Annotated in this window: 13 protein-coding genes; 5 read left to right on the top strand and 8 right to left on the bottom strand. The window is 73.6% G+C overall.

Features of this window, described 5'->3' with window-relative positions; translation table 11 throughout:
- The first annotated feature begins 29 nt into the window (after positions 1-29).
- Together OVA28_RS05155 and OVA28_RS05150 are read left to right on the top strand one after the other, a co-directional pair.
- A complete protein-coding gene (locus OVA28_RS05155) occupies positions 30-596 on the top strand; it encodes a dihydrofolate reductase family protein (protein WP_268096019.1) in 567 nt (188 codons plus the stop codon).
- Between the two features lie 204 nt (positions 597-800).
- A complete protein-coding gene (locus OVA28_RS05150) occupies positions 801-2030 on the top strand; it encodes an MFS transporter (protein ID WP_268096018.1) in 1230 nt (409 codons plus the stop codon).
- On the opposite strand, the gene mtnN is transcribed toward OVA28_RS05150, so the two are convergent.
- Positions 2027-2782, bottom strand: a complete 756-nt coding sequence (mtnN, locus tag OVA28_RS05145) for a 5'-methylthioadenosine/S-adenosylhomocysteine nucleosidase (RefSeq protein ID WP_268096017.1) — start codon at positions 2780-2782, stop codon at positions 2027-2029. The two genes, OVA28_RS05150 and mtnN, sit on opposite strands and share 4 nt — an antisense overlap.
- Positions 2783-2817: 35 nt before the next feature.
- Complete coding sequence (locus OVA28_RS05140; protein WP_268096016.1) at positions 2818-3165, bottom strand: DoxX family protein; 348 nt, start codon at positions 3163-3165, stop codon at positions 2818-2820.
- Positions 3166-3282: 117 nt separating this feature from the next.
- Here OVA28_RS05140 and OVA28_RS05135 point away from each other — a divergent pair, with 117 nt between their 5' ends.
- Positions 3283-3582 carry a Dabb family protein gene (locus OVA28_RS05135; protein WP_194659758.1) on the top strand — a complete coding sequence of 100 codons (300 nt, stop codon included), beginning with the start codon at positions 3283-3285 and terminating at the stop codon, positions 3580-3582.
- A gap of 25 nt (positions 3583-3607) precedes the next feature.
- On the opposite strand, the gene OVA28_RS05130 is transcribed toward OVA28_RS05135, so the two are convergent.
- Positions 3608-4246, bottom strand: a complete 639-nt coding sequence (locus OVA28_RS05130; RefSeq protein ID WP_194659757.1) for a TetR/AcrR family transcriptional regulator — start codon at positions 4244-4246, stop codon at positions 3608-3610.
- A 107-nt stretch (positions 4247-4353) separates the two neighbouring features.
- On the opposite strand from OVA28_RS05130, the gene OVA28_RS05125 reads away from it, so the two are divergent.
- Complete coding sequence (locus tag OVA28_RS05125) at positions 4354-4728, top strand: hypothetical protein (protein WP_268096015.1); 375 nt, start codon at positions 4354-4356, stop codon at positions 4726-4728.
- Positions 4729-4843: 115 nt separating this feature from the next.
- Here OVA28_RS05125 and OVA28_RS05120 read toward each other — a convergent pair whose 3' ends face one another.
- The 5 genes from OVA28_RS05120 to OVA28_RS05100 form a co-directional block, all read right to left on the bottom strand.
- Positions 4844-5767, bottom strand: coding sequence for an ROK family protein (locus OVA28_RS05120; RefSeq protein ID WP_268096013.1), 924 nt, complete (start codon positions 5765-5767; stop codon positions 4844-4846).
- A complete protein-coding gene (locus OVA28_RS05115; RefSeq protein WP_268096012.1) occupies positions 5764-6813 on the bottom strand; it encodes an SIS domain-containing protein in 1050 nt (349 codons plus the stop codon). Before OVA28_RS05115 ends, OVA28_RS05120 begins: the two co-directional genes overlap by 4 nt.
- A 59-nt stretch (positions 6814-6872) precedes the next feature.
- Entirely contained in the window at positions 6873-7646 is a 774-nt protein-coding gene (locus tag OVA28_RS05110; protein WP_268096011.1) for a DeoR/GlpR family DNA-binding transcription regulator, read from the bottom strand.
- A 41-nt stretch (positions 7647-7687) separates the two neighbouring features.
- The gene (locus OVA28_RS05105) at positions 7688-9100 is read right to left on the bottom strand and encodes a sugar porter family MFS transporter (protein WP_268096010.1); all 1413 of its coding nucleotides are present in this window, start codon (positions 9098-9100) and stop codon (positions 7688-7690) included.
- 128 nt (positions 9101-9228) lie between these two features.
- On the bottom strand, positions 9229-9735 hold the full coding sequence (locus OVA28_RS05100; protein WP_268096009.1) for a nuclear transport factor 2 family protein: 507 nt from the start codon (positions 9733-9735) through the stop codon (positions 9229-9231).
- A gap of 290 nt (positions 9736-10025) precedes the next feature.
- On the opposite strand from OVA28_RS05100, the gene OVA28_RS05095 reads away from it, so the two are divergent.
- Entirely contained in the window at positions 10026-13070 is a 3045-nt protein-coding gene (locus OVA28_RS05095) for an FtsX-like permease family protein (RefSeq protein WP_268096008.1), read from the top strand.
- Positions 13071-13100 lie beyond the last annotated feature (30 nt).

The following is a 13100-nucleotide window of genomic DNA, read 5'->3' as shown; positions in this document are numbered from 1 at the left end:
GGGAGCGCTGCGGGCGTAGGTTGCGCCCCATGAAACGGGTGACGGTCTCCATGAGCGTCTCGCTCGACGGGTTCATCGTCGGGCCCGACGGCGGCTTCGACTGGGCGCCGCCGGACGAGGAGGAGTTCGGCGCCTTCCTCGACGAGCTCCGCGGGGTCGACGTGCACCTGCTCGGCCGACGGCTGTACGAGACCATGTCCTCCTGGGAGGACCCGGACCAGGCCGACTCGTGGGACGCCGCCGAGCAGGAGTGGGCCGAGCGCTGGAGGCAGCTGCCGAAGGTCGTGTTCTCGCGGACCCTGTCGAGCGTGACCGGAACGAACACGCGGCTGGCCACGGACGGTGTCCCCGAGGAGGTCGCACGCCTCCGCGCCGAGCCCGGCGACGGCGAGATCGCAGTCGGCGGCGCGGACCTGGCGGCCTCGGCGGCGGAGCACGACCTGGTCGACGAGTACCGCCTGCGGGTGTGCCCGGTGCTCGTGGGCGGCGGCCGGCCGTTCTTCCCCCGCGGCGAGCGCCAGGTGGGTCTCGAGCTGCTGTCGACGCGGACGTTCCGCACGGGGGCGGTGGCGCTGCGGTACGCGGTGCGGCACTGATCTGCAACGGACGGCTCCCAGGCGCATGCCCACGCCCCGGGCCGAATTCGGAACGGGCGCTGACGGATCCGGTCGGCGGAATCCGAGGACCGTGAACCAGATCCGTCACCGCGCGATCCGAACTCCCACGTCCCGGAGAACCGGTCCCGGAGAACACCGCTGACACGTGGGAATGGACGAGACGCCCTCGGCTTTGCACTGGCCATGACATCGTCAGCAGAGCGCCGCGGGTGGCTCAGCGTGGTCTCCGTCGCACTCGGGTCCTTCGTCCTGGTGCTCTCCGAGTTCCTGCCCATCGGGCTCCTGCCTGCCATCGCCACCGACCTCGACGTGCCGATCGGCACGGCCGGCCTCATGGTGGTCGCGACCGGACTGGTCGGCGCCGTCGCCGCCCCGGTCGTCACCGTCGCCACGTCGCAGCTCGACCGCCGGGTCGTCCTGGTCGCCCTCACCGTGCTGCTCGTGGTCGCCGACGGCCTGGCGGCCATCGCCCCGTCCTTCGGCATCCTGTTGGTCGCACGCATGCTCCTCGGTGTCGGCATCGGCGGCTTCTGGGCGATCGGCGCGGGCATCGCCGGGAGGCTCGTCAAGCCCTCCGCCACGATCCGCGCGACGTCCTTCATCACCGCCGGCGTCTCGGTCGCCACCGTGGTGAGCCTGCCGCTCGGCGCGTTCGTGTCGTCGATCGGCAGCTGGCGTCTCGGATTCGTCATCGGCGGGGTGCTCGGCCTCGTCGCCCTCGTGCTGCAGCTGGTGATGCTGCCGAGCATCCCGGCCGTGCAGCGGGTGCGTTTCAGCACGCTCGGCGCACTGCTGCGGGTCCCTCGGGCCCGCGTGGGGCTCATCGCCGCCGCGTTCGTCTTCGCCGCGCAGTTCGCCGCCTACACGTACGTCGCGCCGTTCCTCCAGGAGCTCGTCGGGGTCGGCCCGGACACGGTGACCCTCGCACTGCTGGTGTTCGGCGTCGCCGGGATCGTCGGCAACTTCGCCGCGGGGTTCACCCTGAACCGCAGCGTGCTCGGGACGATCGGGGCGTCGAAGTTCGTCCTCGCCGCCGCCGTCGTCGCGCTCCCGCTCCTGGCGCACTCGGTCGTCGGCGTCTTCGCCCTGCTGGTCGTGTGGGGCCTGGTCTGGGGAGCGCTCCCCCTCGGGATGCAGACGTGGATGTCGACGGCGTCCCCCGGCGGCTCCGAGACCGGGCTCGCCCTGTTCGTCACGACGATCCAGCTCGCCATCGCCGCCGGGTCGGTCCTGGGCGGCGTGGCCGTCAGCACCGTCGGCATCGCCGGGGACTTCTGGCTGTCGGCCGGCATCGCCGTGGTGGGTGCGGTCGTGCTGGTCGGGCTGGGCCTGCGGCGGTCGAGTGCCGTGCCGCAGGTCACCGACGCCGAGGTCGGGGACCCGACGCCGACGGCATCGACGCCGGTCGTCTAGCTGGCGGACGCCCCGAGCGCTCGGTGTCGTGCGGTCACCAGGCTGACCGCCACGCGTGCCGCTCGGTCGGACGCATCGTCCAGGTGGGCCCGGAACTGCTCCCCCGTCGGCGCGCAGAGGTCGCTGATGCCCCGCACCGACACGAACGGGACGTCGTGGACGTGCGCGAACTGGGCGATCGCCGCCGACTCCATGTCGACAGCGCCGACGTCCGGGAAGACCTCCCGGAGGGCCCGAGCGCGCTGGTCCGCCACGAAGACCTCGCTCGAGCCGATGACGTGTGGGCGGACGCGGAACGGGACCACGGCGGCGAGGGCGTGGTCGACCAGCCGCGGGTCGGCCGCGTAGCGCTCGGGCATCCCGGGCACCTGCCCGATCCGGTAGCCGAAGACCGTGGCGTCCGCGTTGAGGTTCACGTAGTCCCGACCGACGACGACGTCGCCGAGCTCCACGTCCGTGGCGAGGCCGCCGGCGGAACCGATGCTGATCATCGGGACGGCCGCCCCGAACAGGTGGAAGCAGCGAGCGGCGGCGATCGTCGCGTTCGTGAACCCGATCCCGCTCCGCACCAGGGCGACGCGGGCCCCGTTGACGGTGACGAACCAGGGCGCGCCGCCGACCGGCTCCGCAGGAGGATCGGTGGCGAAGGCGGCGAACGCCGCGGCTTCCTCGGCCATGGCGGCGATCACCACGACCGACGGGAGGCTCGGGCCTGTCGGTCCTGCAGCCGCGTCGTTCTCCCTGGTGCTCACTGATTGATCCTGACACGGATGCCGGGCTGTCCCGTTCAGAGCGCGAGGAGCAGGACCACCAGGGTCGCGACCGCGAACACGAACAGGACCGCTGCGGGCTGCACGTTCTTCTCGTGTGCCCGCACGTGCGCGACGACCGCGCCGGCGAAGTAGACGACCGCGCCGATCGCGGCGGCGATGCCGATCGCGGGGACCCACAGGCCGACGACCAGTCCGACCGTGGCGAGGAGCTCGAGCACGCCGAGGACGCGCATCTGAGGCACGGACACGTTGACCACGCGCATGTTCTCGGTCATCTGTGCGGTGCCGAGGAGCTTCATCACCCCGGACCCGAGCATGGCGACGGCGAGCAGCAGCGAGAGGGCGACGGCGGCGATGTGCACGGGGACTCCAGGGTCGGTAGGACGAGGCTCGCTCATTCTCCCTGGCAGGCGCCACCGGTGGCAGTGGCATGCTGCGAACACGTCGTCCAGGGCGGACGGCCGGTGGAGGAGAACTCGATGTCCGGAGTGACGCACGTGGTCCTGGTCCAGTGGAACGCCGACGGGGACCGGTCCGCCGAGGCCGACTCCCTCGCACGGGAACACCTGACGAAGATCGAGGGGGTGCTCTCCGTGCAGTCGGGGTCGAGCGTGAGCACCGAGGGCAAGGAGGGCGACTTCGACTGGATGCTCGTGGTCGAGTTCCGCGACCGGGAGTCCCTGGCGGCCTACCTGCCGCACCCGTCGCACCAGCCCGTCGGACAGTTCATCGGGGCCGGCAGCCAGCACGTGGTCGTGTTCGACATCGACCAGAGCTGAGCTGCGCTGGTCGACGCCGGCGGGCTCAGCTCGCGAGCTCGAGGTCCCAGACGGGAGCGACGTACTCGCGGGCCCAGCCCTCGCGCAGGCGGGTGACGGCGCGGTCGTAGGCCTCGAGCAGGTCCATCTCCGGCCGGACCATCGACTGCAGCTGCAGTCCTTCGTACGTGGCGAGGAGCTGCTCGGAACCGCGCGCCGGCTCCATCGTGCCGGGCTCCCGGCCGAGCTGGACGTCACGCTCGAGGGCACGCTGCACGAACGCGTGGAACCGACGCCACCGCATGTGCAGCATCGGCGCGAGCGGGTGGTCGGGCGCGGCGGCGATGTTGAGCGTCGACGTCAGGAAGCGCATCAGCGACGGGTCGGCGATGTTCGACGTCACGATGGCGCGCAGGAACCGGATCGTGCCGTGCTGCTCGGCGATCCCCATGAGCGGGCCGGTGCGCTGCTCGTTCCACTGGTCGATCGTGGCGAGGAGCAGGCCGTCCCAGCTCGGGAACACGGCCTCGACGGTCGCAGCGGTGGTGTCGGCCTCGCGCGCGACGCTCTCGACGGTGACCTCGTGCAGCGGTCGGGTGCGCAGCGACTGCATCATCCCGGCGACGATGCGCGATCGCATCGACTCCGTGTCGTCGGCGGGGGCGTCAAGTTCGTGCGTGTGCATACACCGATCCCACCGCTCAGGGCCGCGAACGAGCCAGCCCCAGAATGAGGGGAACGCGCTTTCCGGCCGTCCGGAGACCCGGCACCGGCCCTTGGTAGCGTGCCCCCATGACGACGCTGCCTGCCGACCGACCGTCCTCCGAGGCCGAGGTGCGCGCCGCGCTGCTGGCCCTGGACCACGCGACGAAGCACCCCTTCTCGGTCGTCGACGAGGACGGTGCCGTCGTCGCCGGCTGGGGAGGAGCAACCGGCCGCGAGCGGTTCACCTACCGGTACACCGTGCGGCTGCTGCCCGAGACGGCCGAGTACACACGGCTGACGACGTCGACGACCAGGACGTCGTCGAACTCGACCGGCTCGTACGCGTTCAACTCCCTGTGGATCTCGAAGCCGGTGAACGAGGTGCTCCGCGCCCACGGGTGGCGGCCACGGCGCACCGCGGTCGGGAAGTTCCTCCGGCGCCTGGTCGGACGCGCGGACTGACCCGAGCGCCCGGCTCCGACACACGTGCACGGCGGGTGCGTGACGGCCTGGAGGCTCGTGGCGGGCCCGCCACGAGCCTCCAGGCCGTCATCTGGTCGCGCTCGACGCGACCCGGTCAGCGGGCGTCCGCGCTGATCGCCAGGGCGGCGCCGATGGCGCCGGCGTTGTCCCCGAGCACCGCTGCGCGCAGGTCCACGTCGACGCGGTAGTCCTCGGACCGGTCGAGGGTCCGGAGCAGGTCCTCGCGGATGAGCGGCAGGCAGATCGCCGCGCTGCCGCCGAGGACCGTGACCCTCGGCTGCCAGAGCGTGTGCAGGGCGGCGAGCCCGCGGCCGACGGCGACGGCGTAGTCACGGAAGACCGCTCGGACACGCTCGTCGTGCTCCGCCACCGTCATCGCCTCGGCGATCAGGGTGCGGTCGGCTGCGACGCCGCCCATGGCCTCACTCAGCCGCCGCTGCAGGGTGCTGCGCGCCGCGGCCTGCTCGAAGCACCCGGTGAGCCCGCAGTAGCAGCGCTCGGGGTCACTGCTGATCGGGATGTGGCCGCCCTCGGGGTGCGCGCCGTCGGCACCGCGGACCGGTCGGCCCTCGACGAGCATCGCGACGCCGACACCGGTACCGAGGGTCACCATGAGGAGCCGGTCGGTCTGGGTGCCCGCGCCGGCCCGGAGTTCCCCGTAGGCCGCAGCGACCGCGTCGTTGTCGATGCCGACGGGCACGCCGAGCCGGGCCCGGAGCTGGTCGACGACGGGGAAGCCCGTGAACCAGGGCAGCGTCGCGCTGTTGTGGACGACGCCGGCCGCGACGTCGACGGGGCCGCTCGCCCCGATGCCGACCGCTGCCAGGTCAGCACCGGACGGGACGACCCGCTCGACGAGCTGCGCGAGCCGGTCGACGCGATCCGCCTCGGTCCCCGCGCCGAGCTCGGCCGACGGGACGTCGACCGCGGCGACGACCTCGTCGTCCACCACGCCGATGACCCGCGAACCGGTCCCGCCGAGGTCGACGCCGACCCGGCAGACGGCCGGGGCGCTCACAGTGCGGCCGTCACCTTCTGGCCGAAGCGGAAGCGCCCGGCGACCTCGCCGGTGGCCTTCGCGAACGCGAGGGTGAGCAGCTGGGTGCGGACGGACCCGACGGCGAGCCGTGCGAGTGCGCTGTCCCGGTCCGGCGTGGCGAGGAGCTCGGTGCCGTCGTACGCGCGGGGACCCACGGTCAGGACGGTGGCGCCGGAGCGGACCAGGTCGCGGGCGAGCCCGGGCAGGAACGGGTCCTCGGCACCGCCCGGACCGAACAGCACGGCGGTCAGGCCGGGACCGGCGAGCTCGTACGGACCGTGGCGGAACGCGCCCCCGACGAAGCCCTCGACCGGCACCTTGCTCGACTCCTTCGTGATGAGGGCACCCGTGAGCGCGGTCGCCGCGTCGTCGCCGATCCCGATGTACGCGAACCGGGCGCGGGGGGCGTTCCAGGCCTGCTCGGCGAACGCGTCGGGGACGGGCCAGGCGTCGAGCAGCGCGGCGACGTCGTCCGCGATCCGGCGGACCTCCTCGTCGACGGCCTCGACCGAGCCACCCGTCAGCAGGGCGAGGGCTCGGTGTTGAGCGGCCAGGGTGTTGAGGTAGCTCTTCGTGCTGACCGTGGCCTCGGGGCCGCTGTGCAGCTCGAGCACGATGTCGGCCATGCCGGCGAGCGGGCTCGTCGTGTCGTCCGTCGTGGCGATGGTCAGCGCCGGCTTGCACGACCCGGTGAGCTGGTCGGCCAGGGCCGCGACCTCGCCGCTCCTGCCCGACTGGGACGTCGCCCACAGGAGCGTGCGGTTCGTGACGCGCTGCGGGACGTCGAGGAGCTGGCCGGCGTCGATCCGGACGACGGGCAGGCCGGCCGCGGCGAGCGCCCGTTCGATCGGGACCGCGGCGTAGTCGGACGAGCCCATCCCGGTCAGGACGATGCGGTCGTGGTCACGGAGGTCGACGTCGCGGAGCGCTGCCGGGAGCGGGGCGTCCGCCTGGCGCCGGAGCGCTGCCGGCTGCTCGGTGATGTCGTCGATGTAGGAGGAGGTCTCGGCGGTGCCGTTGGACATGGTGGTTCCCTCGTTGGTTCTGGGACGGGTGGATCTGGGAGGAGGAGGAGCAGGCGCGCTCAGCGCGGCACGGGCACGCAGCGGAGCACGTCCCCGTAGGCGGCGCGGTCGTCGACCGCGACACCGTCGTCGGTGATGACGGCGTCCACGTCGTCGAGCGCACACACGGTGGCGAGTGAGCGCCGGCCGAGCTTCGAGCTGTCGGCGACCACCGCGACGTGCTGTGCGGCGTCGATCATCGCCCGCTTCAGGGGCAGCTCGACGACGTTGATGTTGGTGATGCCGGCGTCGGGGTCGACGCCCTCGGCGCCGAGGAAGGCCCAGTCGACGTGCAGCCCCTCGACTGCGTGCGTCGCGACCGGTCCGACGAGCGTGAAGACCGTGTCGAGCAGCAGGCCGCCGGTCACGTGGACCTGGTGCGCGCGCTGCGCCCGGAGGCACATCGCGACCATGAGGTCGTTCGTCACCACGGTGAGGCCGCGGTGGTCGCCGAGCGCCGCCGCCACCTGGTACGCGGTGGACCCGTTGTCGATGAGGACCGACTGACCGTCGGCGACCAGCGCGGCCGCGGCGACGCCGATCGCGGTCTTCTCGGCGAGGTGTTGCGACCGCCGCACCTCGTAGGGGGTGTCGATCGTGTCGGCCGGGTCCGCGGGGAGCGCGCCGCCGTGCATGCGCCGGATCAGGCCCGCCCGCTCGAGGCGTTCCATGTCGCGCCGGATCGTCGACGAGTCCACGTGCAGGGCGGCGCTGAGGTCGACGGCTCGCACGTACCCGGTGTCCCGCACCTGGTCGAGGATCGCCTGACGCCGCTCGGCCGGTGTCTGCGGCATCGGCGACCCCCAGGAGTGGTGTGCAGGTGCCTCGATCGTAGTCATGCGCCGGTACGGACCTGCTCGGCGGTGGCACGCGCGGCGCCCCCGGTGCGGAAGTGCTCCTCGAGCTCCTCGAGCGTCCGGCCCTTGGTCTCCGGCATCTTCAGGCAGAAGCCGACGAAGACCAGGCACACGACCGCGAAGATCGACATCGTGGCAGGTGCCCCGATGGAGTCGAGCAGCGGGAGCGAGAAGACGCCGATGACCAGGTTCGTGGCGAAGATCACGAAGGTCGCGGCCGCGGTCGCCTTGGCCCGCACGTGCAGCGGGAAGATCTCCGAGATCACGACGTAGGCGACGAGGCCCGGGCTCACCGCGTACACGACGATGTACACGGCGAGGCAGATGAGCGAGAGCGCTGCGGTGCTGCTGTTCACGGGGAACGCGAGCAGGACGGCCAGGGCCCCGAGGGACACCGTCATGCCGATGGCGCCCACGAGCAGCATCGGACGGCGACCGACCCGGTCGACGAGGGCCATGCCGACCCCGGTGAAGACGACGTTGACGACCCCGAGGCCCACGGTCGCGAGCAGCGACGCCGATGCGCCCATGCCGATCGACTGCAGGATCTGCGGGGCGAAGTACACGATGAGGTTGATGCCGCAGCCGTTCGCGAAGAAGGCGACGAGGATCCCGATGACCACCATCGGACGCACCCAGCCGCGGAACAGGTCACGCCAGCGTCCGCGCTGTGCCGTGGCGTCCTCGCGGTTGACCGCCTCGATCTCCTCGATCTCGTGTGCGACGTCGTCCCGTCCGCGGATGCGACGCAGCACCGTGAGCGCGGCCTCGGGGCGGCCCTGCACGACGAGCCACCGCGGCGACTCGGGGATGAGCAGGACGCCGAGGGCCAGCAGGACGCCGGGCACCGCCGCGAGGCCGAGCGACCAGCGCCAGGCCTCGGTGGACGCCAGCGCGGCGTTGATGCCGTAGCCGGCGAGGATCCCGAGCGTGGTCAGCAGCTGGAACCCGGCCACGAGTGCGCCGCGGAGCCGGGACGGCGCGAGCTCGGCGATGTACACGGGGACCAGGACCGACGCTGCGACGACGCCCAGCCCGACGACCACGCGGCCGACCATCAGGACGGCCAGGTCCGGCGCGACCGCGGACACCAGGGCGCCGAGGCTGAACAGGACCCCGGAGAACAGGAGCGTCCATCGACGGCCGAACCGGTCGGCGAGGGGGCCACCCGCGAGGGCGCCGATCGCCCCGCCGAGCGTCGATCCGCTGACGACGGCGCCCGTGAGGAAGCTGCCGAGGTGGAAGTCACCGGCGACGAACCCGCCAGCGCCTCCGGAGACCCCGATGTCGTAGCCGAAGAGCAGACCGCCGAGGGTGCTGACGGCGATGGCGATGTACACGTAGCCCGTCATGCGGTCGTGAGTGCGCGGCACTCGGGTCGTCGATGTCATGCGGCTCAGTGTTGCTGCGCGGATTCGTGCAGACAAGAGGCCAAGCGTGCGCGTATTCGTGCACGCATCGGACACACGACGGAAACGCGCTCCGGCCTAGGATCACGGCCCCGAGGGGCCCCGCGCCCTCAGCTGATCGCCGCGAGCAGCACCGTCGGGTCGCCCTCCATCCAGCGGCAGTCCATCGTGAACCGAGCCACGCGCGGCCCCTCGGGCGTGACGCGGACGTGGAAGGTCCAGGTGTTGCCCATCAGGGCGTGGCGGGTCGACGTCGTGTCTGGACCTTCGCCGGGCAGGTGGTGCTGCGCGAGGGCGTAGGCCTCGACGAGGTACCCGTCGCCGAGGCCGCGGGCGGTGACGTTGCTGACCGCGTGCATCGTGTCGAGCGGGCCGACGGCGCCGATCATCGTCGGGATGACCGTCTCGCGGCCGCGCAGGACGGGGAACTCCAGGCCGATCTTCGTCGTGGCCGGCGTCATGTCGACGACGACGTCCTCGGTGAGGAGCCCGTCGAGCACGGCGGCGTCGGCGGTGTCCAGCGCCCGGGCCCAGAGGAGCGGCAGACGCCCGAGCTCCCACTCGGTCTCGAACGGCAGGGGCGTGGTGGTCTCGGTGCTGCTCATGGTGCTGCTCACGGTGGTGTTCCTCCGGTCGTGTGGTGGTGGTGGCGCCCCTGCTGGGGCGGATGTGGACGAGCACACCAGCTGCGTGTCGACGTCCCGTCGACACGCGATCGACGGCTCGTCGACGCGATCAAGGGGCCAGGAGGCTGTCGGCACCACCGGAGCGTCGCCGGGACCGACCGCGCCGTCATCCGTGGAACCACGGGTCATCGGTCACGCCCTGCCCAGCCAGCGACGGACACCGGCCCGGATGCTGCATGATCTGTGAGGGACCACGCACGCTGACGGGGATCGGGGGGCTCGTGACGCGACCACGGCTGCTCGTCGCGCGTGCTCGTGCCCGGCTCGCGCTCCTGGTGCCGGTCGCGTCCGTCGTCGCAGCGGCCGTCGCGCTGCCGCTCCTGGCGATCGGGCTCGGTGACGCGGGAGCCGAGTCGGGCGCCGCCACCGTCCTCGCCGCCCAGCCGGCGCGCGCCGCCGCCACCGTCGTCACCGAACAGCTCGGCGACGCGCCCACCACTCAGGCCCGCCGGGTGCGCGCAGCCATCGCGGACCGGCTGCCCGCCGACAGCGCAGACGTGACCTGGTCCGCGTCGGTGACCACGGCCGTCGCCGCGGGGAGCGCCGGACAGGAGGCCCGGATCGCCGCCGTCCCGAGCCTCCCGTCCGTCGCCCACGTCGTCTCGGGCACGTGGCCGGCCGAGCCCACCACGAGCGGTCCGGTGCCCACCGCCGTCCAGGCGGACGCAGCGCAGCGCCTCGGTCTCCGGGTCGGCGACACGGTCGCCGTCGGCCCCCGCTCGGCCCTGGTGCTCCGCGTCGCGGCGACGTGGCGGGCGCAGGACGCCGGCGCTGCGGTCTGGTCGGGTGCCTCGGACGTCGGGTCGGGCACGGACGACGGCGTGGCCGGCCCCTTCGTCGTGCCCCCGCGGTCGATCGCGGACGTCCCGGGCACGGCCACGGCGACCTGGACCACCACGCCGACCACCGACCGGGGGCGACTCGTCGCGCCGGACGGGCTGCGTCGAGGACTGAGCGCGGTCACCGCGGCGACCTCCGGCGACACCGGTGCGCTGGCTGGCGCGGACGTGTCCGGCACCCTCCCCGCGACGTTGGCGCGGATCGACGTCGGCATCGCGACCGCCCGCGCCCTCGTCCGGATCGGCGTCGCGGTCGCCGCGGTCCTCGGCGTCGTCGCCGTCAGCGTGCTGTTCGTGCTCCTGCGCGACGCGCGGTCCCGCGAGGACGCGCTCTTCACCGCACGCGGCGCGACCCGCGCCCAGCTCGTCCGCTGGACCTGCCTGGAGACCCTGGTGGTGGCAGGTGCCGGAGCCGTGGTCGGCGCCGTCGTGGCGGTCGTCCTCGCCGGTCTCCTCGGGCACGGAACCACACCGACCGTGTGGGTCGGCGTCCTGACACCCGTCATCGCGGTCGTCGTCGCGGTGGCCACCGCCGGTGTCGTCGCCGCGCGGCGGACGTCGTCCGTCGGAGCCACCGGCACCTGGGTCGCGGTCGTGCTGACCGTCGCCGTGGTGGCGGCAGCGGCGTTCGCGACCTGGCGGCTCTTCACCGTCGGCGTGCCGGTCTCCCGCGTCCGCGGACAGGTGGAGACCGACCCGATCGCCGCCGTGTCACCGGTCGTGACGGTGTTCGCGAGTGCGCTGGTCACGGTCGTCCTCGTGGGCGTGGTCGCTGCGCTCGTCGCCCGCGCCGTCCCGCGGTGGCGCGGTTTCCTGCCAGGTCTCGTCGTGCGCCGGCTCGCCAGGACCTGGGCGTCGACGGCCCCGGTCGTCGTGCTCGTCGCGATGGCGGTCGCGGTGGGCGGGCTCGCGGCCGGACTCGCGGCGACGACCTCGGCCGTGGACGGCGCGACCGCCTCCGCCGTCGTCGGACCCGCGGTGCGGGTGACCGCCGACGGTGACGACGCCGTGGATGACGGGGCCACCGTCGTCGCGCCGACGGCAGGGGTCTCCGGCCGGGACACCGTCTCGACGCCCGTGCTCACCGACGAGGTGACCGCGGGTGACCGCCGCGTCCCCCTCGTGGCCATGCCGGCGGCTGCGGCGACGGACGTGCTCGGACGCGCGGGTGCCGCGGCGTTCCGGGACGTCGACGTGCCGGGCCGAGCGGGCACCGCGCTGCCCGTCGGCACCCGCCGGGTCGAGGTCACCGTGCGTGTCGGGCAGGCCACGCTCGACGGCACGCCCAGGTCCGACGCACGCGGCGCGGTCCGGTCCGCGCTCTGGGTGGTGGACCAGGACGGGGTGGCCGCCGAGCTGCCGCTCACCGCCGACGACGGCGCCGACGTGGCGCTCGGGGAGACCGGCCGCCTGCACGCGGTGCTCCCCCCCGCCGCCGGGGCACGGGGGACGACCTGGCGACTGCTCACCGTCGACCCCACCCTGACCTTCAGCAGCCGTCCCGCCGACGTCGACGCGGGGATCGCACCCGCGCGGCTCCGGGTGACGGTCGCCGTCGCCGTGGCCAACGTGCCGGCAGCGGCTGGGGACCGCGTGCTCGAGGACCTCGGTGGTCCCACCCGGATCCCCCTCGGAGCGGCGGCGTCGGGGCGGCCGCTGCCCGTCGTGGTCACCACCGCGCTCGCGGCGGAACTCGGACTGCGGCCCGGGTCGCCGCTCGACCTCGACGCGGCGTCGACGGCGCGCACCCTGCACACCCGGGTCGCCGGTGTGGTCGAGCGGGTACCAGGCAGCGCCTCCACGACCGCCGTCGCCGCCGACCTGCCGGCACTCGTCGACGCGTCCGTCCTCGGCGGCCCGGCGGTGGACGGCACGGCGGGCGCGGTCCCGCGGGCCGACGAGACCTGGATCGCCGGCCCCGACCCGACGACGCTCGCCGCGCAGGCCGCTCGGCACCTGACGGTGTCCGGGTCCGTGAGCACCCGGGCCGCCGTGTCGTCGACACCCGTGCTCGCCCCGGCGGTGGGGGCCCTCGCGGGGGTGGCGGCGTTCGGCACCCTGCTGGCGCTCCTGGCGTTCGTCGGGGGTGTCGTCAGCAGTGCCGACCCGCAGCGCTCCGCGACCTCCCGAGCGCTCGGCGTCTCCCCCGCTGCAGCCGGACGGTCCCGCGTCGCGGAGCTCGTCACCCCGGTCGTCGCTGCCACGCTCGGCGGGCTCGTCGGCGGGGGCGTGACGGTCGCGACGGTCGCCGCACCGTTCGCGATCGCCGCCGTCCCCGGTGCGACCGGCCTGGTCACGGCCGATCCCGTCGTGGTCTCCGCCGGCACCTTCCTCGTGCCGGTCGTCGTCCTGGCGGGGGCCGCCCTGCTGGCAGCCGTCGCCGGCCGCCGGACCCGCAGAGCCGTGGCCGAGGGAGGACACCGATGAGCGGCCGGCACACCCGTCGAGGTCCTGGCA

It is taken from the genome of Curtobacterium sp. SL109, from assembly GCF_026672405.1.
Taxonomy (GTDB): Bacteria; Actinomycetota; Actinomycetes; order Actinomycetales; family Microbacteriaceae; genus Curtobacterium.
The sequence above is the reverse complement of the archived record's forward strand: the minus strand, read 5'-3'. Positions and strand labels throughout refer to the sequence as shown.

What these genes read in the sequence shown, in the direction of transcription:
- OVA28_RS05155 (WP_268096019.1), top strand. Translation starts at nt 30, where the DNA reads ATGAAACGGGTGACGGTCTCCATGAGCGTCTCGCTCGACGGGTTCATC.
- OVA28_RS05150 (WP_268096018.1), top strand. Translation starts at nt 801, where the DNA reads ATGACATCGTCAGCAGAGCGCCGCGGGTGGCTCAGCGTGGTCTCCGTC.
- OVA28_RS05135 (WP_194659758.1), top strand. Translation starts at nt 3,283, where the DNA reads ATGTCCGGAGTGACGCACGTGGTCCTGGTCCAGTGGAACGCCGACGGG.
- OVA28_RS05130 (WP_194659757.1), bottom strand. Translation starts at nt 4,246, where the DNA reads ATGCACACGCACGAACTTGACGCCCCCGCCGACGACACGGAGTCGATG.
- OVA28_RS05125 (WP_268096015.1), top strand. Translation starts at nt 4,354, where the DNA reads ATGACGACGCTGCCTGCCGACCGACCGTCCTCCGAGGCCGAGGTGCGC.
- OVA28_RS05115 (WP_268096012.1), bottom strand. Translation starts at nt 6,813, where the DNA reads ATGTCCAACGGCACCGCCGAGACCTCCTCCTACATCGACGACATCACC.
- OVA28_RS05110 (WP_268096011.1), bottom strand. Translation starts at nt 7,646, where the DNA reads ATGCCGCAGACACCGGCCGAGCGGCGTCAGGCGATCCTCGACCAGGTG.
- OVA28_RS05105 (WP_268096010.1), bottom strand. Translation starts at nt 9,100, where the DNA reads ATGACATCGACGACCCGAGTGCCGCGCACTCACGACCGCATGACGGGC.